Source organism: Microbacterium sp. F1-18, assembly GCF_052921305.1.
On sequence record NZ_JBREVD010000003.1, the window covers coordinates 185,258 to 204,566 of the forward strand.

General features: G+C 68.8%; 23 protein-coding genes. 11 read left to right on the plus strand and 12 right to left on the minus strand.

Annotated features, from left to right (window positions below):
- Window positions 1-120 precede the first annotated feature (120 nt).
- Window positions 121-1,425, minus strand: a complete 1,305-nt coding sequence (locus tag ACU6RU_RS09580) for an ABC transporter substrate-binding protein (protein WP_446726407.1) — start codon at window positions 1,423-1,425, stop codon at window positions 121-123.
- Window positions 1,426-1,904: 479 nt separating this feature from the next.
- On the opposite strand from ACU6RU_RS09580, the gene ACU6RU_RS09585 reads away from it, so the two are divergent.
- The 3 genes from ACU6RU_RS09585 to ACU6RU_RS09595 all read left to right on the plus strand — a co-directional run bounded on the left by ACU6RU_RS09585 (window position 1,905) and on the right by ACU6RU_RS09595 (window position 4,284).
- Window positions 1,905-3,560 carry a catalase gene (locus ACU6RU_RS09585; protein ID WP_446726408.1) on the plus strand — a complete coding sequence of 552 codons (1,656 nt, stop codon included), beginning with the start codon at window positions 1,905-1,907 and terminating at the stop codon, window positions 3,558-3,560.
- A 78-nt stretch (window positions 3,561-3,638) separates the two neighbouring features.
- Window positions 3,639-3,980: a histone-like nucleoid-structuring protein Lsr2 gene (locus ACU6RU_RS09590; RefSeq protein ID WP_120264933.1), complete on the plus strand. Its 342-nt coding sequence runs from the start codon at window positions 3,639-3,641 to the stop codon at window positions 3,978-3,980.
- Window positions 3,981-4,059: 79 nt separating this feature from the next.
- Complete coding sequence (locus ACU6RU_RS09595) at window positions 4,060-4,284, plus strand: hypothetical protein (RefSeq protein WP_446726409.1); 225 nt, start codon at window positions 4,060-4,062, stop codon at window positions 4,282-4,284.
- Window positions 4,285-4,315: 31 nt separating this feature from the next.
- Here ACU6RU_RS09595 and ACU6RU_RS09600 read toward each other — a convergent pair whose 3' ends face one another.
- Genes ACU6RU_RS09600 through ACU6RU_RS09610 form a run of 3 tightly spaced genes read right to left on the minus strand, consistent with a single transcriptional unit; the run spans window position 4,316 to window position 5,328 of the window.
- Window positions 4,316-4,648 (minus strand): hypothetical protein, encoded by a 333-nt coding sequence (locus tag ACU6RU_RS09600; protein WP_120264931.1) that lies wholly within the window; start codon window positions 4,646-4,648, stop codon window positions 4,316-4,318.
- Between the two features lie 48 nt (window positions 4,649-4,696).
- A complete protein-coding gene (locus ACU6RU_RS09605; RefSeq protein WP_120264930.1) occupies window positions 4,697-4,939 on the minus strand; it encodes a hypothetical protein in 243 nt (80 codons plus the stop codon).
- Window positions 4,940-4,959: 20 nt separating this feature from the next.
- Window positions 4,960-5,328, minus strand: coding sequence for a VOC family protein (locus ACU6RU_RS09610; RefSeq protein WP_446726410.1), 369 nt, complete (start codon window positions 5,326-5,328; stop codon window positions 4,960-4,962).
- Between the two features lie 57 nt (window positions 5,329-5,385).
- On the opposite strand from ACU6RU_RS09610, the gene ACU6RU_RS09615 reads away from it, so the two are divergent.
- The 3 genes from ACU6RU_RS09615 (at window position 5,386) to ACU6RU_RS09625 (ending at window position 7,255) form a co-directional block, all read left to right on the plus strand.
- On the plus strand, window positions 5,386-5,829 hold the full coding sequence (locus ACU6RU_RS09615) for a MarR family winged helix-turn-helix transcriptional regulator (RefSeq protein ID WP_446726411.1): 444 nt from the start codon (window positions 5,386-5,388) through the stop codon (window positions 5,827-5,829).
- Window positions 5,830-5,851: 22 nt separating this feature from the next.
- Window positions 5,852-6,892: a YdcF family protein gene (locus ACU6RU_RS09620; protein ID WP_289329852.1), complete on the plus strand. Its 1,041-nt coding sequence runs from the start codon at window positions 5,852-5,854 to the stop codon at window positions 6,890-6,892.
- Window positions 6,893-6,976: 84 nt separating this feature from the next.
- On the plus strand, window positions 6,977-7,255 hold the full coding sequence (locus tag ACU6RU_RS09625; protein ID WP_446726412.1) for a PLDc N-terminal domain-containing protein: 279 nt from the start codon (window positions 6,977-6,979) through the stop codon (window positions 7,253-7,255).
- A 24-nt stretch (window positions 7,256-7,279) separates the two neighbouring features.
- On the opposite strand, the gene ACU6RU_RS09630 is transcribed toward ACU6RU_RS09625, so the two are convergent.
- Window positions 7,280-8,134 (minus strand): PhzF family phenazine biosynthesis protein, encoded by an 855-nt coding sequence (locus ACU6RU_RS09630; protein ID WP_446726413.1) that lies wholly within the window; start codon window positions 8,132-8,134, stop codon window positions 7,280-7,282.
- A gap of 55 nt (window positions 8,135-8,189) precedes the next feature.
- On the opposite strand from ACU6RU_RS09630, the gene ACU6RU_RS09635 reads away from it, so the two are divergent.
- Complete coding sequence (locus ACU6RU_RS09635; protein ID WP_120264925.1) at window positions 8,190-8,528, plus strand: SH3 domain-containing protein; 339 nt, start codon at window positions 8,190-8,192, stop codon at window positions 8,526-8,528.
- Window positions 8,529-8,544: 16 nt separating this feature from the next.
- Here the strand turns inward: ACU6RU_RS09635 and ACU6RU_RS09640 are convergent, their stop codons facing one another.
- The 3 genes from ACU6RU_RS09640 to ACU6RU_RS09650 form a co-directional block, all read right to left on the minus strand.
- Window positions 8,545-9,228 carry a HEAT repeat domain-containing protein gene (locus ACU6RU_RS09640; RefSeq protein ID WP_446726414.1) on the minus strand — a complete coding sequence of 228 codons (684 nt, stop codon included), beginning with the start codon at window positions 9,226-9,228 and terminating at the stop codon, window positions 8,545-8,547.
- 62 nt (window positions 9,229-9,290) lie between these two features.
- On the minus strand, window positions 9,291-10,049 hold the full coding sequence (locus ACU6RU_RS09645; RefSeq protein WP_446726415.1) for a response regulator: 759 nt from the start codon (window positions 10,047-10,049) through the stop codon (window positions 9,291-9,293).
- Window positions 10,046-11,326 carry an ATP-binding protein gene (locus ACU6RU_RS09650; RefSeq protein ID WP_446726416.1) on the minus strand — a complete coding sequence of 427 codons (1,281 nt, stop codon included), beginning with the start codon at window positions 11,324-11,326 and terminating at the stop codon, window positions 10,046-10,048. Before ACU6RU_RS09650 ends, ACU6RU_RS09645 begins: the two co-directional genes overlap by 4 nt.
- Window positions 11,327-11,477: 151 nt before the next feature.
- On the opposite strand from ACU6RU_RS09650, the gene ACU6RU_RS09655 reads away from it, so the two are divergent.
- From ACU6RU_RS09655 to ACU6RU_RS09665, 3 genes are read left to right on the plus strand one after another with little or no spacing between them, the layout of a single operon-like run.
- Window positions 11,478-12,500: a tripartite tricarboxylate transporter substrate binding protein gene (locus ACU6RU_RS09655; protein WP_446726417.1), complete on the plus strand. Its 1,023-nt coding sequence runs from the start codon at window positions 11,478-11,480 to the stop codon at window positions 12,498-12,500.
- Window positions 12,497-13,117, plus strand: a complete 621-nt coding sequence (locus ACU6RU_RS09660; RefSeq protein WP_120264922.1) for a tripartite tricarboxylate transporter TctB family protein — start codon at window positions 12,497-12,499, stop codon at window positions 13,115-13,117. The genes ACU6RU_RS09655 and ACU6RU_RS09660 overlap by 4 nt, the downstream gene beginning before the upstream one ends.
- A gap of 1 nt (window position 13,118) precedes the next feature.
- The gene (locus ACU6RU_RS09665; protein WP_120264921.1) at window positions 13,119-14,636 is read left to right on the plus strand and encodes a tripartite tricarboxylate transporter permease; all 1,518 of its coding nucleotides are present in this window, start codon (window positions 13,119-13,121) and stop codon (window positions 14,634-14,636) included.
- Between the two features lie 24 nt (window positions 14,637-14,660).
- On the opposite strand, the gene ACU6RU_RS09670 is transcribed toward ACU6RU_RS09665, so the two are convergent.
- From ACU6RU_RS09670 to ACU6RU_RS09685, 4 genes are all read right to left on the minus strand, one after another.
- The gene (locus ACU6RU_RS09670) at window positions 14,661-16,208 is read right to left on the minus strand and encodes a GMC oxidoreductase (protein ID WP_446726418.1); all 1,548 of its coding nucleotides are present in this window, start codon (window positions 16,206-16,208) and stop codon (window positions 14,661-14,663) included.
- Entirely contained in the window at window positions 16,205-17,203 is a 999-nt protein-coding gene (locus ACU6RU_RS09675; RefSeq protein WP_446726419.1) for a hypothetical protein, read from the minus strand. The genes ACU6RU_RS09670 and ACU6RU_RS09675 overlap by 4 nt, the downstream gene beginning before the upstream one ends.
- The gene (locus tag ACU6RU_RS09680) at window positions 17,200-18,099 is read right to left on the minus strand and encodes an SDR family oxidoreductase (protein WP_120264918.1); all 900 of its coding nucleotides are present in this window, start codon (window positions 18,097-18,099) and stop codon (window positions 17,200-17,202) included. Before ACU6RU_RS09680 ends, ACU6RU_RS09675 begins: the two co-directional genes overlap by 4 nt.
- A gap of 114 nt (window positions 18,100-18,213) precedes the next feature.
- Window positions 18,214-18,798, minus strand: a complete 585-nt coding sequence (locus tag ACU6RU_RS09685; protein WP_446726420.1) for a TetR/AcrR family transcriptional regulator — start codon at window positions 18,796-18,798, stop codon at window positions 18,214-18,216.
- A gap of 93 nt (window positions 18,799-18,891) precedes the next feature.
- Here ACU6RU_RS09685 and ACU6RU_RS09690 point away from each other — a divergent pair, with 93 nt between their 5' ends.
- The gene (locus ACU6RU_RS09690; protein ID WP_120264916.1) at window positions 18,892-19,281 is read left to right on the plus strand and encodes a DUF1304 domain-containing protein; all 390 of its coding nucleotides are present in this window, start codon (window positions 18,892-18,894) and stop codon (window positions 19,279-19,281) included.
- Window positions 19,282-19,309: the final 28 nt, after the last annotated feature.

The window sequence follows — 19,309 nt, forward strand, 5'->3', positions numbered from 1 at the left end:
GACGGGCGCAGCGGAGCATCGGTACGCAACGCTGCGGAGACGGGGTGATGCAGGACGGCGCGGAGACCGTCGATGAAACGGGAGGGCCGGGCGGAGGATGTCCTCCGCCCGGCCCGGGGATCAGCCCTGAGAGGCGAGCTGGTCGATCGTGTCGGCCGCGCTCTGCATGGCCTCGTCGAGATCAGAGTTGCCGGTCTGCACCGAGGCGCCCCAGGCATCGCGGAATGTCTGCCAGATCTCCGAAGCGTTCGCGATGTTGGGCACGTCGACCGTCAGCGGCACCTCCTCAGCGAACGTGGCGAGGAGCGGGTCGCCGGCGAGGTAGTCGCCGGCGACCTCGGTCAGGTCGGTACGGATCGGGAACTGCCCCGTCGTCTCGAGCAGCGCCAGGTCGTTGTCGGCGTTCATCGAGAACTGGGCAAAGTCCCACGCGGTCTGCTTGTTCTCACACGATGAGTAGATGCCGACATTCTTCGAGTCGCCGAACGTGTACGTCTCTTCCAGCGGGATGCCGTCGGCCGTGGGCAGCGGCACCACGCCGAAGTCGACCTTGCCCTCGAACTGCGCAGCGCCCCAGGGCCCGGCGATGCCCATCGCCGCAACGCCATCGGCGAAGGGGCCTGCCCAGGCGTCGCCGGAGTATGCCTCGGCCGACGAGTACCCCTCGGCGTAGAGCGTCTTCCAGAACTCGAGCGTCTCGAGCCCCTCCGGGCTCGTGAACGTCGCGGCGCCGTCGACGACCAGCTGCTCACCGCCCGAGTTGGCCAGGAAGAACGGGTAGAAGTCGAACAGGGCGTTCGTGTAGTCACCGGATGCCGGCGGGTACAGCGCGAAGTCCGCCGAGCCTGCGGTCTTGATCGCCGCCGCGGCGGCCAGCACGTCGTCGTACGTGGACAGGCTCGGGTTCGCGGCATCCAGTCCGGCTTCGGCGAACGCCGCCTTGTTGTAGTAGAGCATGAACGGATTCGCCTTCCAGGGCACCTGGTACAGGTCGCCGTCGGGCGAGCGGAATCCGTCGGCAGCATCCCCCGAGCGTTCGGTGATGAACGACTCGCCATCATCGAACGTCTTCGAGATGTTGACCAGACCGCCCTGCTTCTGGAACGCGGGCACCGCGGCCGGTGCCGTGTTGTAGACGAGGCACGGGGTGTTGCCCGCGGTGATGGCGGCCGCAATCGCATCCTCGGAAGACTTACCCGACGGGATCGCCTCGGCGGTCACCTGCGCGTCGGGGTTGTCCGCATTCCAGGCATCGACGACCGCCTCAGCCCACGCGATCTCCTGCTCGTTGGTCGAGTACCAGATCTTGATCGGGCCTTCGGTCAGCTCGGAACCTGCGCCGGGTGCAGTGCTCCCACCGGCACATGCGGTGAGCGGCAGGGCGACGGCGACGAGTGCGGCGGCCGCGACAACGGAACGCTTCATTGCGCGCTAACTCCTTCGTGTGGCGCTGCCCGCGTCAGCGGCGAAACTTCATGTGGTGCGGCTCCTGGTGCGTTCACCGACGACGACCTCGACACGTCGGAACGAGTTGAGAGCCGCGTCCTGCCGTGATTCACGCGTGCGGGTCGCGTTCGTCGTGACGGTGGATGCTGCGCCTCTAGTAAACCGGTTTGGTCAAAGGCCTGTCAAGAGTCAATCAGACCGCTTGGAAGAGCACTAAATCGGTCTATTCCTCGCGTGCCGACGCCTCCGTGCGGGAACCATCCGCCCGGTCGATTCGCCAGGACCTACGCATGCCGGAGACCCAGAATCCGCAATTCGTGGCGACTCGACGATCGGGCCGCACCCCGCGCCGGGTGATCTGCGACCGCCTCGGAGCCCGCAACCCCCTTCCGAGCGCCACCCGCTCACCCGTAGCGTCGCCCGCATCCCCACGACAGGCGAACCACACGGAGGACGCGATGACCGATGTATCGAGCCAGGGCCCCGCTGCGGGCGACGACCGCACCGAGCTGACCGACCGGCAGGGACACCCGGTCTACGACAACCAGAACCAGCGGACGGTCGGACCCCGCGGTCCGGCGACGCTCGAGAACTACCACTTCCTCGAGAAGATCAGCCACTTCGATCGGGAACGCATCCCGGAGCGCGTCGTGCACGCGCGAGGCTTCGTCGCCTTCGGCCACTTCGAGGCCACCGGCATGTGGGGCGACGAGCCCATCGCGCAGTTCACGCGCGCGAAGCTCTTCCAGCAGCCGGGCAAGCGCACCGACGTCGCGGTCCGCTTCTCCACGGTGATCGGCGGACGCGATTCGTCCGAGGCGGCGCGCGACCCGCGCGGGTTCGCGGTGAAGTTCTACACCGAGGACGGCAACTGGGACCTCGTCGGCAACAACCTCGGCGTCTTCTTCATCCGCGACGCGATCAAGTTCCCCGACGTCATCCACTCGCTCAAACCCGACCCGGTCACCTTCCGGCAGGAACCGGCGCGCATCTTCGACTTCATGTCTCAGACACCCGAGTCGATGCACATGCTCGTCAATCTGTTCAGCCCCCGCGGCATCCCGGCGAACTATCGCACCCAACAGGGCTTCGGGGTGAACACCTATAAGTGGGTCAACGAACAGGGCGAGACGAAGCTCGTGAAGTACCACTGGATCCCCTCGGTCGGCGTCAGCTCGATGACCGAAGCCGACGCCGCCGCCGTCCAGGCCGGCGATCTCGGTCACGCGTCGCGCGACATGTACGAGGCCATCGAACGCGGCGAATACCCCGAATGGGAGTTGCGGGTGCAGATGATGGACGACCACGACCACCCCGAGCTCGACTTCGACCCGCTCGACGACACGAAGGTGTGGCCGGAGAACGAGTTCCCGCCGCGCGCCGTCGGCACGATGGTGCTCAATCGGAACGTCTCGAACTTCTTCGCCGAGAACGAGCAGATCTCTTTCGGCACCGGCGTCCTCGTCGACGGGCTCGACTTCTCCGATGACAAGATGCTCGTAGGACGCACGTTCTCGTACTCCGACACCCAGCGCTACCGCGTCGGCCCGAATTACCTGCAGCTGCCGGTCAATTCACCGAAGAACGCGTCGGTGGCCACGAACCTCCGCGACGGCCAGATGGCGTACCACGTCGACAACGGCGGCGAGAATCCCCACGTCAACTACGAGCCGTCCATCACCGGTGGCCTCCGCGAGGCGCAATACCCCACTCACGACGAGCAGGGGCCGGAGATCGTCGGGCGACTCACCCGCAAGCGGATTCCTCGGACCAACGACTACACCCAGGCCGGTCAGCGCTATCTGCTGATGGAGGACTGGGAGCGCGATGACCTCGTGGCGAACTTCGTCGAGCTGATCGGACAAGCCGCCCGTCCCGTGCAGGAGCGGATGCTCTGGCACTTCTACATGGTGGAGGACGACTTGGGCCGTCGTGTCGGCGAAGGCCTGGGAATCACGCTGAACGACATCGCCAGCCTCCCCCCTCTCCAGTCCCAGACGCTCAGCGTCGACGAGCTCGAACGCCTGCGAAATCTGGGAAACAACGGCCCTCGTGATGTAGCAGATCTCCAGATGACTCATTGCGTTCCCAATGCTCGCGCACAGAGGGTGTGAGGCGTTCGGGTTACATGACACGAAATAGTGTCGTCGAGTGGTGATGCGAAACGCCGACAAACCGCTAACATGTCTGCCATGGCCCGCAAACAAATCACTCAACTCATCGACGACCTCGACGGCACTGTTCTGGAGAGCGGTGAGGGAAAGCAGATCACGTTCTCGATCGAGGGACGCGCGTACGAGATCGACCTCTCCGACGACAACGCCGAGAAGTTCTACAAAGCGCTCGCACCCTTCGTGGACGTCGCTCGCTCGATCCGTGTCAACAACACCTCGCGCTCGCGCTCGTCACGTGCGAACAAGAGCGACCTCGACCTGGGTGCGGTGCGCGAATGGGCGCGCGCGAACGGGCACACGGTCAACGAGCGCGGCCGTGTTCCGGCAGCCGTGATCGACGCTTACCGCGCCGCGAACTGACACCACCCCATCGCAGAAATGGCTCAGGCGCCTCCAGGCCTGAGCCATTTCTCGTTCCTCGAGATCGACGGAGTGCGCCATGAACGGAGAAACACCCGGCACGAGCGATCCCGCGAGCAGCGGCGCGAACGGGGTTGCGATCGGGATCGCTCTCGGCCTCCCGCTCGGCAGCGCCATCGGAATGCTGGTATTCGACAACATCGCGCTCGGCGGCGCGATCGGCCTTTCCCTCGGGATCGTGCTGGGCGTCGCGGCCGACGCCCGTAGACGCGATCAGTCGGATGACGCGGATGGCGCCGACTGAGCGCGCCGCCAGGCACGCTCGCCCCGGGGCGTCACTCCGTCGGCCCCGCAGCGCTCGCCGCGCGCCGCTCGAAGCTCCCGTTCACGGCGTAGATCGCGATGAACATGGGTACGAATGCGAGCGCGACGGCGACGGGGGTCAGGAACCACAGCGGGCCCAGGGACGACGAGAACATGATCGCGCCGAAGAGGATGAGACTGGCCCCACCGATGCGCACCGTACGCACCCGACCGGGTTCCTTCGGCACATACGTCCACATCGGATACGGCTCATCCGGGCGCAAGCGCACGAGCCAGACGACCGAGACGACCTGCATCGCTGCTCCGGCCGCGACGAGTAACAACCACATCCACGAGAGATCCATCTATTCGATGCAATCACACGGATGCGTCGACGGCCAGCGATGAAGAGATCAGTCGTCGCGAGAGGCCCGGAGAGCGCGCCGCCGACGGATACCGTAGACCAGCGCCACCACCCAGTAGAGGGCCAGGAGCGGTGAGATGACGGCGAGCACGATGCGGATGACGTCGCCGCCGTTGATCGCCCACGGAATCCAGATCGCCGACATCCCCACCCAGACGATCGTCTGCATGACGATGACACCGAACGGGGTCGCGGCGGAGGCCGTTCCGATTCGTTGCCACAGACTTTGCACCCAGCGAACCTAACAGTCGATCAGGCCCGGTTGTGAAGCGTCACGTGGTATCCGTCGGGGTCGGCGAAGGTGAACGTCAGCCCGAACGGCCCGTCGACAGGCTCAGACACGATTCGGTGGCCGGCGGCAACCAGTTCATCGTGGATAGCCTGCACACCGGTCGCGTGGAGCCACAGCGCGACACCCCGGCCCGGCTGCTCGAGCGCGTCGAGATCAACGCCGGGCATCGGATTCCGCAGGGCGAATGCGATCGGTGACGTCGAGAACACCACGGCGTGAGGCGGTCCCTGCGGCGATCGCTCGAGGCCGAGGAATCGCTCGTAGAAGGCCTGGGCGACCGCGAGGTCGCGGGTTTGGATAGAGATGAAGTCGGGTCCGGTGGCAGGCATGAGGAGAGTCCTTTCGTGTCAGTTTTCTGACACCCCACCGTATGTCAGAATACTGACATGAGTCAAGACGGTGCCGGCATCGATTTGGAGACCTCGATGGGCTACCTCGTCAAGGAGGTCTCGAGCGCCCTGCGATCGGCGATGGAAGACGTGCTGCGCCCGCTCGGCATGAACATCACGCACTACTCGTGCTTGGAACTGCTCGCCCAGCGCCCGGGACTGTCCAACTCCGAGCTCGCCCGCGGCACGTTCGTCACGCGCCAGAGCATGAACGTGCTGCTGCAGGCCCTCGAACGCGACGGCGAGGTGGTCCGGGCGGCCACCCCGGCGGCCGGCAAGGCGCTGCCGACCGAGCTCACCGAACGCGGGCGCGAACGCCTGGCCGCCGCCACCGCCGCGGTGCGCGGAGTGGAAGTGCGGATGCTGTCCGGCCTCGATGACGCCGACCGGATGACGACGTTCCGGGCTCTCCGCGCGATGGCCGGATCGCTGCGGTCTTAACCCCGGTCTCTAGGCTGGGCGCGTGCCCGGATTCTTCACGCTCCTCTTCGCGGCCCTCGGCATCGCCCTCGCGGCCCGCGACCCTCGCCGCCTGCTGCCCGGCGTCTTGCTGACGCTCGCGGCGACATCGCTCGTCGCCGCGGTCGCGGTCTTCGTCCTCGGCATCGGCGGTGTCCTCCTGGTTTCGCTGACCGGCACCGGCGGCAGCATGGCAGCAGTCCTCCTGGTCTTCATCGTTCCCCTGCTCGCGGGCGTCGGACTCGGCATCGCACTGGTCGGCAACGGCATCGTGATGATCAAGCGTGAAGGACGCTCGCTCGCCAATCGCCTTTCGCTTCTGGCTGGAGCCGGAGTCTTGGCGATCCTCGCGCTCGGGGTCGTCGCCGTCCTCGCCGGTTGGTTCGAGCTCGCCGTCATCCTCCTGCTCCTCGCCGGACCGATCGGCTATGTCGGCATGGGCTTCGTGGCCTACCTGTGCTGGTCGGCCGTTTACGCCCGCATCGCACGTCGGGGCCCGGCCCCGGCGGCGATCGTCACGCTCGGCTCGGGTCTGCGCCGCGACGGCAGCGTTCCACCGTTGCTCGCCCAGCGCGTCGCGCTCGGCGTCGACACGTTGCAGCGCTTCCCCGACGCGGTACTCGTGCTCTCGGGCGGCCAGGGCGCCGACGAGCCCCGAAGCGAGGCGGCGGGTATGGCGGAGCACGCCGCCGGGCTGGGCGCCCCGCCCGAGCGCCTGGTGATGGAGGACTCGTCCCGCACCACCGAAGAGAACCTCACGTTGACCCGCGCGATCCTCGCCGAGCGGGGCATCACGGGCCCGGTGCTCGCCGTGACGAGCGATTACCACGCCTTCCGGGCCGCCACGCTGCTGCGGACGCTCGGCATGCCGGGCAACGCGATCGGAGCCCGCACCGCCCGCTACTACCGGCCGAGCGCGTTGCTGCGCGAGTATCTCGCCGTGCTTCGCGACCACCGTGTGCTCAACGGCATCGCCCTCGGAGTGCTGATGGTGCCTCTCGTCTCGTTCGTGGCGATGAACCTGGTGCTGCTCCTCGCGGATTGAAATTCTGAAGTTCATCCTGCCGGGCTACGCGAGATCCGTCGGCAGGCTCACGACACCAGGCTCATTCCCCACGAGGCTGGAAGCATGATCGAAACCGCACGAATCCTCGTCGTCTCCGACGATTGGCTGCCTCGCGACTGGATGCCGGGGGTGACGGCATCCGTCTTCGTGGTGTTCACGGTGGTCGCGGCGGTAGCAGCGATCCTGTTCGTCTCGAGCCTGATCTCGATCCTCGCCTCGTCGCGCTACACCGGCGGCGGCAAGCTGCTGTGGATCATCGGGATCTTCGTCTTCCCGATCGCCGGTCCGCTCGTCTGGTGGCTCGGCGGCCGCAACGCCCGCATCCGCACCGACCGCGTGTGACCCGACGCGGCCGGCATCACGACATCACGAGATGGCGACGGCGTGGCCCGTCACGGTGATGCCTCCCTCGGCGGGGATGTCGACGGTCAGCTCCCCTGGCCGGCCGACGTGTCGGCCCTGCTCGATCACGATGACCGCGGGAGCATCGACCGCGCCGAGCGAGCGCAGATAGGCGCCGAACGACGCCGCAGCCGATCCCGTCGCCGGGTCCTCCGTGATACGCCCCACCGGAAACAGGTTGCGCGCCTGGAACCGATCGGATGCAGACCGGAACGCCACAGTGATGGTGGCCGGCCATCCTCGATCATCGAGCAGCGCGCGAACCGCGTCGGGCTCGAAGGAGAAACCGTCGAAGGTCTTCTGATCCGCGAGCGCGACGACCGGATGCGCGTTGCCCGTGTTCGCGAGTCGCGGCGGCAGTTCGGGATCGAGGTCCGCTCGCGAGAGACCGAGCAGAGCGAGGATCGCGTCGAGATCGACGTCATCGAGTTCGCGGACGGACGGCTCGACGCTGGTGAAGGACGCCCGGATGCCGTCATCGTCGCGCGAGACCGCGATCGACACGTCGCCGACGGGGGTGTCGAACCGGACCGCGCCGTCGGGGGCGACCTGGCCCCGCTCGGCGAGCGCCACTGCGGTGGCGACGGTGGCGTGCCCGCAGAAGGGGACTTCGGCGATGGGCGAGAAGTAACGGACCGAGCGGGCCCCATCAGCGGTCGTCCCGGTGACGAAGGCCGTCTCGGCATAGTCGACGTCGGCCGCGATCCGCTGCATGGCCCGGGCGTCGAGCGCGCCCGCATCGAGGACGACGCCGGCGGGATTGCCGCCTTCGGATCGGGTGCTGAACGCGGTGTATCGCAGGACCTCGGGCGTGCTCATCAGCTCAGGCTACGCCCGCCTCCGCGGTGTCCGACGCCGGCGCCATGATGGAACGATGCGACGTGTTCTCATCTCTGACCATGAAGCACCTCAACGGCCCCCGCTGCAGGTCGAGCCCGGCGACGTCGTCTCCGTCGGCGCCTGGGATACCGAATGGCCGGCCTTCGTCTTCGTCACCGCGTCCGACGGCTCGGGCTGGGTGCCCGGAAGACACATCCACATCGAGGGATCGGTCGGCACGGTCGTGACGGGGTATGACACCACCGAGCTCTCCCAGGCCGAAGGGAGCGTCGTCGAGGTGGTCGTGGACGACGCCGAGAGCGGCTGGTCGTGGTGCCGTGCCGAATCCGGCCGCGAGGGCTGGATCCCCCATCGGGTCCTCCGCGACGCCTGAGCGGGGCGTCGGGAGATCACAGCAGGCGCGAGAGCCGCTTCTTGCTCGCGTTCTCATGGACGATCCAGGCGATGTCCGGGTCGGTCGTGTCGAGCGCTTCGAACGCGCGCAGGCCGGGACCGGGATCGGCCGCGACAGCGACGCTCCACGCGTAGCCGAGTGTCTGACGCAACGTGCGAGCTGCGCTGTCGTGCCGCTGCGGTTGCGGACGTGCCACCAGGTGAGCGGTCGCGCGAGCGCACACCTCGACGGCGATCGCCGCCATCTCGGGCGACCGCAGCAGTCGCGGCTCGCAGATCGCCGCGACGGCGGCGCGCACCACGAGGGGGTCGTCTTCGTCTGCCCATGCCCGCACGGTCGCCGCCAGGGTGTGCGGATCGGCATCGCCGAGCAGCTGCAGGCCGAGCGCGACTCCCTCACGAACCCGCCACCGATCATCGGCCGCGAACCGCAGGGCCTCAGCGTCACGGCCCGGAGCCGCACGCCGGGCGACCGCCGCCGCGGCGCACATCATGGGGAACTCACCACCGTCGCGGACGAGCTCGTCGATGACGCGGGCATCGGCGACCTCTGCCGCTGCCGCGGCCAGCGTCGTGTTCGCCCGCGGCCCGGGCAGACCCGAATGCTCGACGAGGTAGTCGACCCAGGCATCTGCGCCGAGTCGCCGGAGTTCCGCCGCCCACGCGGTCACGGTGGCCATGCACCGCACGCTACGCGCATCGGTCGCTCTCGTCACCGGGGCAGGCGGCGTGACAAACGCGCTCAGCGCTCGGGCGAGGGCGCTAGCCGGTACAGCACCTCGGGCCGGCCACGCTTGCCGTATCGGTGCGACAGATGGATGACGCCGGTATCGACGAGGTGCGTCAGATACCGGTTCGCGGTCGCGCGCGAGATGCCGCAGGCTGTCGCGACCTCGGCTGTCGTGAGGGCGACGACCGGGTCGAGGGCGGCGACGACCTGCGTCAGGGTCGGAGCAGCGAGGCCCTTCGGCAGCCCGGACGGATAGCCGCCGCCCGTCATCCCGCCCGCCCCCCGGCGAGACCCGGACGCCGCCGCCGATGCGGTGCGGATGGTGCCGGTGGACAACAGCCGGTCGATCTCACCCTGCGCGAGTATCGCTTCACGCCCACCGGCGACGATGCGCTCGCGATCGGCCGCGTAGCGTTCCAGTCGCTCGCTCAGCGCGGCCTGCGTAAAGGGTTTGACGAGGTAGCCGACGACGCGCGCCGCGAGAGCCTGGCGCACCGTGGTCTGATCCTGCGACGAGCTGATGACGAGCACGTCGGGTCCGTCGTCGCCGAGCGTACGCAGACGGTGGAGCACCTCGATGCCGCTGATGCCGGGCAACCGCATGTCGAGCAGGATCAGATCGACCCCGGAGCGGCTGTGCTCGAGAGCCGCCTCGCCCGTGCCCGCCGTCGCCACGACGACGAAACCGGGAATGTCGGCGACGAATCCGGCATGCAGGGCGCGCGCGCCACGGTCATCGTCGACGACGAGCAACCGGATCGGGCCGGTCATCGGCCGCTCTCCAGCTCGAAGGCGAATCGCGCTCCCCCGAGGGGTGAGCGCCCGACCTCGACGGTGCCCGATCGTGCGGTGACGATGCGGCGGACGACATCCAGTCCCAGGCCGCGCCCGAGGCCCGTCGTGTCGCCCTTCGAGGAATAGCCCGCGGTGAAGATGCGGCGGGCGATGCGCTGGTCGACGCCGGGGCCGTCGTCGTCGACCGCGCCCGCGATGCGCGAACCCCGGTGCCGCAGCTCGCAGATCACGTTCGCCGCCCCCGCCTCCGCGGCGTTGCGGCACAGGTTCGACACCACCGACACGATGCCCTCGTCGATGTCGTGGTCGAGGGCGAGGTCGAAGCGGAGCCGGGATCCGTGCTCGTGCAGTTCGGCACGCACGGTCGGGATCATCGCGGCGAGCACGGGCTGGTCCGCGCGCGCCTCGTCGTCACCGATGTCGACGGGGCGACGCACGCTCGCGATCTCTTCGATGTACCCGCGGGCCTCGTCGGCGTCACCCCGCGAGAGCAGGCCGTGGATGACGTGCAGCCGCGTGCTGAACTCGTGCGATTGCTCGCGGAGTGCCGTCGCCGTGCGGCGCATCTGCGCGTGCTCCGCCGCGATGACGTCCAACCGACGGAACCGGCGCTCGACCGCGGCGGTGAGGACCGAGCTCGCGAGCGTCGCGACGACGAGCGCGCCGATCGCCCAGGGCAACAGGGCGCCGACGGCGTCGTCGAGCTCCCCCGCGATCTGCGACTCGAGCACCCCGACCGCCACCATCCCGATCGGGGTGCCGCCGGGATCGCGCACCGGCACCTTCGCACGCAGCGACGGCCCCGAGGCCCCGACCTCGGTGCCGACGAACGTGTCGCCGGCGAGCACTGACGCGTTGGCGGTCTCGACCTGCACGCCGCGTTCGGACGCGAGCGGGTGGGTGATGCGGACGCCCTCGTCGTCGGTGATGACGACGTAGTAGACGCCGGCCGCTTCGCCCACGAGATCGGCGATCGGCTGGAGGATCGCGGTCGCCGGAGCCAGGTCGGCCGCATCGGCGAGCATGGTCGGCGACCCCGCGCTCATCGCCCCCGCCACGGCCTCACGCACCTCTGGCAGGTCGGCGAGGCTCTCCGCGACGTCGAGCACCCGTTCGCCGGTCGCCTCTCGGATGGTCCGCTCCTGCGCCGCGAGGGCGATGGCCACGGTGGCCGATAGCGCCGCGAGCGTGACCACCGAGGGGAGCACGAGCAGCACGAGGCGGGCAGCAGACGCTCTCACCGTGAACGGCATCCTGTCCACTTCCTCGTGCGATCGGACGTTGTCGGGCGGTGCCCGTGAGTATTTATGAGAACAAATCCCGCCACCCTCGGGGGCGGCTCGGCGAAGTGCCATCCTAATTCGATCTCGCGGCGACGACGATGTCCGCGCGAATGGAGTGATCATGACGCATAGCGCGACAGATGCCGGCGCGCGCCCGGCCCACCGCGGCCGCACTCTCGCCGCCCGCATCATCGGGGGCGCCGTCGCCGCGGCGGCGATCGCGACGGCCGCCGTCGGCTCGGTCACCTCGGCCGCCACCGGTCAGGAGATCAGCGCCTCGATGACGATCATCGCCCCCGCGGCCGCCGGCGGCGGATGGGACGGTGTGGCCCGCGAGCTGCAGCAGGCGCAGAAGGCCAACGGCCTCGTCAACAACGTGCAGGTGGTGAACATGCCGGGCGCCGGCGGGACGATCGCGCTCGGCAACGTCTCGGTGCTCGACGGTCAGCCGAGCAACATGCTCGTCGGTGGGACCGGGCTTCTCGCGGCGACCATCCAGTTCGACTCCGCCGCGAAGCTGAGCGACGTGACCCCGCTCGCGGTGGTCGTGGAGGAGTACGACGTCATCGTCGTGCCGGCCGACTCGCCCTACGAGACCCTCGACGACCTGGTGAACGCGTGGCGTGAGAACCCGAAGTCGATCCCCTGGACGGGCGGCGGATCGTTCGACCAGCTCGTGGTCACCGACCTGGCGCTCGCGGCGGGAATCGACCCCGTCGAAACGACGTACATCTCGTCCGACGGCGGCGGCGAGGCCATCCAGGCGCTCCTCAACGGCACCGCCAAAGCTGCCGCCGGCGGATACCCCGACAACATCGACCAGATCGAGGCGGGCCGGTTGCGCGCACTCGCGCTCGTCTCGCAGGAGCCGATCGACGGTATCGACATCCCGACGGCCGCGGAGCAGGGGTACGACATCTCGCTGTCGAACTGGCGCATGCTCGCGGCGCCCTCGGGGCTCGACGACGCCGATGTGACCGCGCTGACCGAGCTCGTGCTCGATTCGGTCGCGACCCCGGAGTGGCAGGACGCGATCGAGCGCTACCGCTGGACCGAGCGCATCATCACCGGCGACGAGCTCACGGCGTTCCTCGACGACGAGGAAGAACGCATCAAGAACCTGTACGAGGAGATGGGGCTATGACGTTCCCCCCGAATCCGACCGCGACCTCGGCCGTCGTCGGCGACCGTCTGAGGCTCGTCTCGGGCCCCGGGATCGCGGCGCTGCTCAAAGGCCTGACGATGCCGGCGATCATCACCGCCTTCGCCACGTACCTGGTGGTGGGGATCTTCACCATGAAGGTGCCCGCGAACGCCGTGTTCCCCGGCCCCCAGTTCTTCCCCGCGATCATCGCGGGAGGGCTCTACATCTTCGCGGTGGCCCTCGTCGTCTCGGCCCTCAGAGAGATGCGCGAGACGAGTGCGGCACGACCCGACATCGCTGCGGTCACTGCGGACGCCATCGGAGGCGACGAGCTGGATGCCGAGTCGGATGATGCCGCTCCGGCGCGGCCGGTACGGGTGGACGTGCGCTCGCTGCTGTGGGTCGTCCTCTCCTTCCTCGGCTTCGCGTTCCTCCTCGACATCCTGGGCTGGATCATCGCAGCGGGGCTGCTGTTCTGGTGCGTCGCCCGCGCGTTCGGCTCGACGAAGCACCTCGGCGGTCTCATCGTCGGGCTCACCGTGAGCTCGATCGCCTACATCGGTTTCGACATGGTGCTCGGGATGCCGCTTCCCTCCGGCATCCTCGGAGGGTTCTGACATGGATGTGCTCCAGCTTCTCGGCGAGGGCTTCGCCGGTGCCCTGACCCCCGCCAACCTGCTCTGGGTGCTCGTGGGCTGCCTGCTCGGCACGGCCGTCGGCGTGCTCCCCGGTCTCGGCTCCTCGATGGCCGTCGCCCTCCTGCTGCCGATCACGTTCTCGCTCGACCCGACGGCCGCGTTCATCATGTTCGCGGGTGTGTACTTCGGCGGACTGTTCGGCGACTCGACCATGGGCATCCTCATGAACACGCCCGGCCAGGCCTCGGCGATCGCGTCGACGTTCGAAGGCCACAAGATGGCGCTGAACGGACGCGCGGCGCAGGCGCTCGCGACCGCAGCCATCGGCGCGTTCATCGGCGGCTTCGTCGCCTCGATCGTCGTCGTGTTCGTCGCGCCGGCGCTGGCGGACTTCTCGAGCAGGTTCGGCCCGGCCGAGTTCTTCGCGCTCGCGGTCTTCGCGTTCGCGGCGACCTCGTCGGTCGTCACCGACAACGTCGTCAAGGGCCTCACCGCCCTGTTCATCGGCCTCGGCATCGCCGTCATCGGCATCGACGGCGTCTCGGGCGCGCCGCGCTTCACGATGGACTCCCCCAACCTGTTCGACGGCGTCTCCCTCGTCACGGTGACGGTGGCGATCCTCGCCCTCGGTGAGGTGATCTACGTCGCCTGCCTCGAGCGGCACACCTCGAACAAGGCGCTCATCAAGCCGACGGGTCGCCCGTGGCTCTCCCGTCGCGAGCTGAAGGAGGCGGCCCCGGCCTGGGCACGCGGCACCGCGATCGGCCTCCCCTTCGGCGTCGTTCCCGCCGGCGGATCGGAGATCCCGACGTTCCTGGCCTACGGCGTCGAGAAGCGGCTCGACGCGCGGCGGAAGGACCCGCAGTTCGGCAAGGGCGCGATTCGCGGCCTCGCCGCCCCGGAGGCCGCGGGCAACTCCACCACCGGCATGGCGATGGGCGCCCTGCTCGCACTCGGGCTGCCGATCTCTGCCACCGCGGCGATCATGCTCGCCGCATTCCGCCAGTACGGGCTGCAGCCCGGCCCGCTGCTGTTCGATCGGGCGCCCGACCTCGTCTGGTCGCTGCTGGCGAGCTTCTTCATCGCCATGGTGGTGCTGCTGATCCTGAACCTGCCCTTCGCGATGCTGTGGGCCAAGCTCCTGCTGATCCCTCGCCCCTACCTCTACGCCGGCATCACCGTGTTCTGCGGCCTGGGCATCTACGCGACCTCGGGGTCAACGTTCGATCTGCTGATGCTGCTCGGCATCGGGCTGCTCGGGTTCCTCATGCGCGCCCTCGACTTCCCGCTCGCACCGCTCATCATCGGCATGGTCCTCGGGCCGCTCGCCGAGACGAGCCTGCGCGATGCCGCGATGAGCTCGAACGGCGACTTCTCCGTGCTCGTCCAGAGCCCGATCACGATCGTGCTCTACGCGCTCCTCGCGCTCGTCCTGATCTTCTCGGTGCGGGGCCGCATCGTCGCCCGCAAGCGCGAGAAGCAGCTCACGAACGCCTGAACACGGTAGGGAAGGAAGGACCGATCAGGCAGAGGCGAGCAGCCGATCCGCGGTGCGCAGCGACAGCGCCATCTGGGTCAGGCCCGGGTTCGCCGACAGCGCGCTCGGGAACGTCGAGTTGTCGCAGATCCACATGTTCGGGATGTCGTGCGATCGCCCGTCCGGATCGACCACCCCGTCGTCGGGATCGGAGCTCATGCGGCACGTGCCGATCGTGTGGGCCGTCCGCGCGAGCACACGTGTCTCGCGCGCGCCCGCCGCCTCGAGGATGCGTGTCATGACTCCGACGGAGTGCTCGTCGATCGCCTTCTCGTTCGGTCCCGGCGAGAAGCTGATCTCCGCGCGCGGGATGCCCCATTCGTCGGTCTCCGCCGACAAGACCAGCCGGTTGCCGTCGGAGGGGAGGCACTCGCCGTTGATCCCGATGCCCGCCGAGAACTGCCAGACGTCGAGCGCATCCATGAGGTCCTGACCCCACAGCGCACCGCCGCGGACGAGCGAGGTGGCGTACGTGAGGGGCATGACCCCGAGGCTCTGAATGAGGTATCCGCCGGCGAAGTCGACGCCCGCGGGACGCACGAAATCCTCGGTGATGGCCGCGGACGGGTAGCCGCGGTATCCGCGGATACTCTCGTCGAACCGACCCCACACCTGCACCGCGCCGTGTGCGAGGAAGTTGCGTCCCACCTGCCCGCTCGAATTGGCGAGCCCCGTGTTCAGCAGCAGCCGCGGGGTCTCGATGCCGCCGCCGGCGAGAACGAGGGCCGCGCAGCGCTGCCGGTACTCGGCTCCCTCGTGCAGATAGACGACCCCGGTCACCCGGCCCGCGGCATCCTGCTCGATGCGGTGCACCATCGAGTCGGCCCGGATCTCGGCCCCGTGCGCGACGGCGACGGGGAGGTAGGTGATCGCCGTCGTCGCCTTGTAGCCGAAGCGGTCTCCCTGGTGGATGCCGCCGACGTCGATGCTCGCCTTGCGCCGTCCGTAATGGGGTTGTTCCCGGTCACGCGTGATGATCGCGGCCGGGGCATCGGTCGCCGTGATGCCCAGACGTTCGCACCCTTGCAGCACGAGGTCTGCCGGGGCGTTGCGGCGCGTCGGCTCGTCGAGATACTCGCGCTGCGGATCCCACGGGTAGGGGGTGGGACCGCTGACGCCGATGACTCTCTCGACCTCGACGATGTAGCGGATGAGCTCGTCGTAGTCGATCGGCCAGTCGCGACCGAGGCCTGTCTCGCTGCGCAACGAGAGGTCGCGACGGTCGGGTCGCGGCGTGAACGCCCCCCAGTGCAGCGTGCCGCCGCCGATTCCCCAGCCGCTGTTGTTCGGACCGAAGGCAGTGGGGGTGTCGCCGCCGCTGAACCGCTCGGACATCCAGTTGATGCGTGTCGCCTCGCGCTCGTCGGGGGTGAACTCGTCCATCTCGAGGTTCGGTCCGGCCTCGAGGGCGACGACGCGCAGACCGCGCTCGGCGAGCCTGCTGAGCAGCGGACCGCCACCGGCCCCCGTGCCCACGACGACGACGTCGACGATCTCGTCGAGGTCGTACCGGCGCATTCCGTAGAGGTTCATGCGGTGCGTCCTTTCGCGGCGCCGAGGCGTCCGAGCTCTTCGGGTTCCCATTCCTCGCGTTCGCCGGCGGCGAGGACGAGGTAGCCGGCGGGCTCCGGTCCGGTGCCCCCGGTCGCGAATCCCGAGTAGCCGACGCGCGCGAGGGAGGCAGGATGCGACAGCCAGAGGCGCGCGAGGTCGTTGCGGGCGTCTTCGAACCAGAGGCTCAGCTGGTCGGCCGTGAGGACCGCTCCCGAGGGCGCGTCGCCGTCGATGACCCGTCGGATGACGGCATCCTGAGCAGCCGCGCCGCGCATCCAGATCGCGGCCAGCGCGTCGAGACCGGCCCGGTAGGCCTCGACGTCGGTCGACATGCCGGTCGGGCGCCAGCCGTCGCTCTCCCCCGCCTCGATCATGCGGTCGAGGCGGGCAGCGAGGTCGATCGTCGCTCCCTCGCCCTGCGGCACGATGCGCCGCGCGACGTCGCGCAGGAGGGCGAGCTGCTCGGGAGTCAGCGCACGCGGACGGTACGCCGGGTCGTCGGCGAGCGCACGGCGAGCGAGGGTGGCGCGCACCGCGACATCCGTCCGTGACGAGGCGATCACCCGTGCCCACGACTCGGGGACGCGTGGCCCCCACGCGGCGATGTCTGCTGCGAGGCTTCGCACCGATGCTGCGACGTCGTCCGTCGTGACCGCGGCGGGAACCTCGTGCTCGCGGATGCCGTCGGGAATCTGCGTGCCCTCGAGCACGACTCCGGCGAGGCCGAACACGCCGATCGCACCCTCGAGGACCCGGGCGACGAGGTGTGCCGCGACCTCATGATGGTCGAACCCACCGACGAGGATCCACGGCGTGGCGATCTCTGCGTCGGCGATGGCCTCGATCAGCGCCTCGGAACCCTGCGCCGGGTCGAGGACGAGCTGCCGGAACGGGCCGACGGCGTCATCGGACGCATCGTCGAGCTGCGGTACGTCGCCGCGCAGGGAGACGACCGCGAAATCCGATCCGGTCACGGGGTGACCATGCCGCCATTGACGTTGAGCGTCTCACCCGAGACGTAGCTCGACTCGGCCGAGGCGAGGAAGACGAACGCGGGCGCGATCTCGGCGGGCTGACCCGCGCGCTGGTAGGTGCTCTCGTCGTCGAACGCGCGCATCTGCTCGTCCGAGACTCCGTCGCTCACCTGGAGCGCCGACCACGTCGGGCCGGGGGCGACGACGTTGACCCGGATGCCGCGGGGCGCCAGCTGCTGAGCGAGCCCCTTCGAGAAGTTGTTGATCGCGGCCTTCGTCGCGGCGTAGTCGACACGGTCGGGCGCCGGCTTGTATGCCTCGAGCGAGGCGGTGTTGATGATCGATGCGCCCGCCGGTAGGTGGGGCAGCGCGGCTTTCGTGATCCAGAAGTTGGCGAAGACGTTGGTGTGGAAGGTGGCGGCGAACTGCTCGTCCGACAGATCCTCCAGCCGCTCGACGGCGACCTGCTTCCCCGCGTTGTTCACGACGATGTCGATGCCCCCGAGGAACTCGACGGCCTCGGCCACGAGCGAACGGCACGCGTCGGCGGTGGAGATGTCGGCGGCGATCGCGTGTCCGCGCACTCCCGCATCGGCGATGAGGCCGAGGATGCGCTCGGCATCACGCTGCTCAGCGGGCAGGTGGACGATCACGACGTCGGCGCCTTCTCGCGCGAACGCGATCGCGGTCGCACCGCCGATGCCCGAGTCGCCTCCGGTGATGAGAGCCTTGCGTCCGAACAGGCGCCCGGAGCCGCGGTAGGTCTGCTCGCCGAGGTCGGGCACGGGCTGCATGTCGGCTTGGATGCCGGGCTCGGGCTGGTGCTGGACCGGCGGCTCGACCCGGTCGTATCGGGTCACCGGGTTGTCGAAGGTGTATTGATCGCTCTGCTCCACGGCCTCACGGTAGGTCTCGGCCTCATCTCGGCGCGAACGCTTGCCAAAAGTCAAGCGAGGGGCGTAAAGCGGATGACCACGGGGCGCGCTGGGCCCCCGTCGGCCGCGTCAGGACTACGGCGCCCCGGTGACCAGGGCGATGGCTGTGCCGACGGCATCCGCAGCACCGACGGCGTCGACGCGCGCGAGGGCGAACGCCGAGACGACGAGTCCCGTGCATGCGTCGGCGAGGATGGCGTGCTGAGCGCCCTCGAGATCGGGTCGACGCGCGGCGACCCCCCGGCCGAAGGCTGTGCGCAGTTCGGCGCGGTACCCCGCGATCACCTGCGCGACGGCTTCGTCACGGGCGATGGGCGCGGCCGCCGTGTTCACGAGCAGACATCCGCTCGACGCAGGAAGCGAACTCGGCTGCCGGAGCGCGTCGCGCAACCCCTCGAGATACGCCTCCAGTGCGCCCGGGCCCACCTCGTCTGCCGTCAGGGGCGACAGCCGCGGTCGGATGATCTCGTCGAGGTAGCTGTCGACGGCGGCGTCGAACAGGCCGCGCTTCGAGCCGAACGCATGATAGATGCTCGATCGGTTCAGGCCCGTCACACGCTCGAGCTCGGGCAGCGGCGCACCTTCGTATCCCTGCTGCCAGAAGACGCTCCGCGCCGCGCGGACGACATCGTCGCGATCGTAGCTCTGCGTTCGACCCATGCGCCGCACCCCCTTTTGTGTATCGGTCAGTTCAGTATATATTGAACCAAGCGATACACAACTGCGGTGTCCACCGCCGGAAGGGAACAGCTCATGATCATCGTCGGTCTTGCGCTCGCGGGCCTCGCAGCGCTCATCCACGTCTTCATCTTCTACCTCGAGTCCATCGCCTGGACGAGCAAGCGGGCGCGCGAGACGTTCGGAACCGGGACCGTCGCCCAGGCCGAGACCCAGAAGGCGCTCGCCTTCAACCAGGGCTTCTACAACCTGTTCCTCGCGATCACGGTGTTCGTCGGCATCGCCTTCGTCATCGCCGGGGCACTCCCGGTCGGCGCGGCGCTCGTGTTCACCGGCGCCGGCTCCATGGTCGCGGCCAGCCTCGTGCTGATCCTCTCCGATACCTCGAAGGCGTCCGCCGCGCTCAAGCAGGGCGTGATCCCCGCCCTCGGCGTCGTGGCGCTCGCGCTCGGCCTCGCACTCTGACCCGGCGCACCGCGCCACCCCTCGTCCG

Excerpts from the sequence above, each read along its gene's own strand:
- ACU6RU_RS09610 (WP_446726410.1), bottom strand. The coding sequence starts at position 5,328 with ATGCCTGCCACCGGACCCGACTTCATCTCTATCCAAACCCGCGACCTC.
- ACU6RU_RS09655 (WP_446726417.1), top strand. The coding sequence starts at position 11,478 with ATGACGCATAGCGCGACAGATGCCGGCGCGCGCCCGGCCCACCGCGGC.
- ACU6RU_RS09595 (WP_446726409.1), top strand. The coding sequence starts at position 4,060 with ATGAACGGAGAAACACCCGGCACGAGCGATCCCGCGAGCAGCGGCGCG.
- ACU6RU_RS09660 (WP_120264922.1), top strand. The coding sequence starts at position 12,497 with ATGACGTTCCCCCCGAATCCGACCGCGACCTCGGCCGTCGTCGGCGAC.
- ACU6RU_RS09580 (WP_446726407.1), bottom strand. The coding sequence starts at position 1,425 with ATGAAGCGTTCCGTTGTCGCGGCCGCCGCACTCGTCGCCGTCGCCCTG.
- ACU6RU_RS09650 (WP_446726416.1), bottom strand. The coding sequence starts at position 11,326 with ATGCCGTTCACGGTGAGAGCGTCTGCTGCCCGCCTCGTGCTGCTCGTG.
- ACU6RU_RS09625 (WP_446726412.1), top strand. The coding sequence starts at position 6,977 with ATGATCGAAACCGCACGAATCCTCGTCGTCTCCGACGATTGGCTGCCT.
- ACU6RU_RS09685 (WP_446726420.1), bottom strand. The coding sequence starts at position 18,798 with ATGGGTCGAACGCAGAGCTACGATCGCGACGATGTCGTCCGCGCGGCG.
- ACU6RU_RS09615 (WP_446726411.1), top strand. The coding sequence starts at position 5,386 with ATGAGTCAAGACGGTGCCGGCATCGATTTGGAGACCTCGATGGGCTAC.
- ACU6RU_RS09630 (WP_446726413.1), bottom strand. The coding sequence starts at position 8,134 with ATGAGCACGCCCGAGGTCCTGCGATACACCGCGTTCAGCACCCGATCC.
- ACU6RU_RS09690 (WP_120264916.1), top strand. The coding sequence starts at position 18,892 with ATGATCATCGTCGGTCTTGCGCTCGCGGGCCTCGCAGCGCTCATCCAC.
- ACU6RU_RS09640 (WP_446726414.1), bottom strand. The coding sequence starts at position 9,228 with ATGGCCACCGTGACCGCGTGGGCGGCGGAACTCCGGCGACTCGGCGCA.
- ACU6RU_RS09590 (WP_120264933.1), top strand. The coding sequence starts at position 3,639 with ATGGCCCGCAAACAAATCACTCAACTCATCGACGACCTCGACGGCACT.
- ACU6RU_RS09635 (WP_120264925.1), top strand. The coding sequence starts at position 8,190 with ATGCGACGTGTTCTCATCTCTGACCATGAAGCACCTCAACGGCCCCCG.
- ACU6RU_RS09585 (WP_446726408.1), top strand. The coding sequence starts at position 1,905 with ATGACCGATGTATCGAGCCAGGGCCCCGCTGCGGGCGACGACCGCACC.
- ACU6RU_RS09645 (WP_446726415.1), bottom strand. The coding sequence starts at position 10,049 with ATGACCGGCCCGATCCGGTTGCTCGTCGTCGACGATGACCGTGGCGCG.
- ACU6RU_RS09670 (WP_446726418.1), bottom strand. The coding sequence starts at position 16,208 with ATGAACCTCTACGGAATGCGCCGGTACGACCTCGACGAGATCGTCGAC.
- ACU6RU_RS09600 (WP_120264931.1), bottom strand. The coding sequence starts at position 4,648 with ATGGATCTCTCGTGGATGTGGTTGTTACTCGTCGCGGCCGGAGCAGCG.
- ACU6RU_RS09665 (WP_120264921.1), top strand. The coding sequence starts at position 13,119 with ATGGATGTGCTCCAGCTTCTCGGCGAGGGCTTCGCCGGTGCCCTGACC.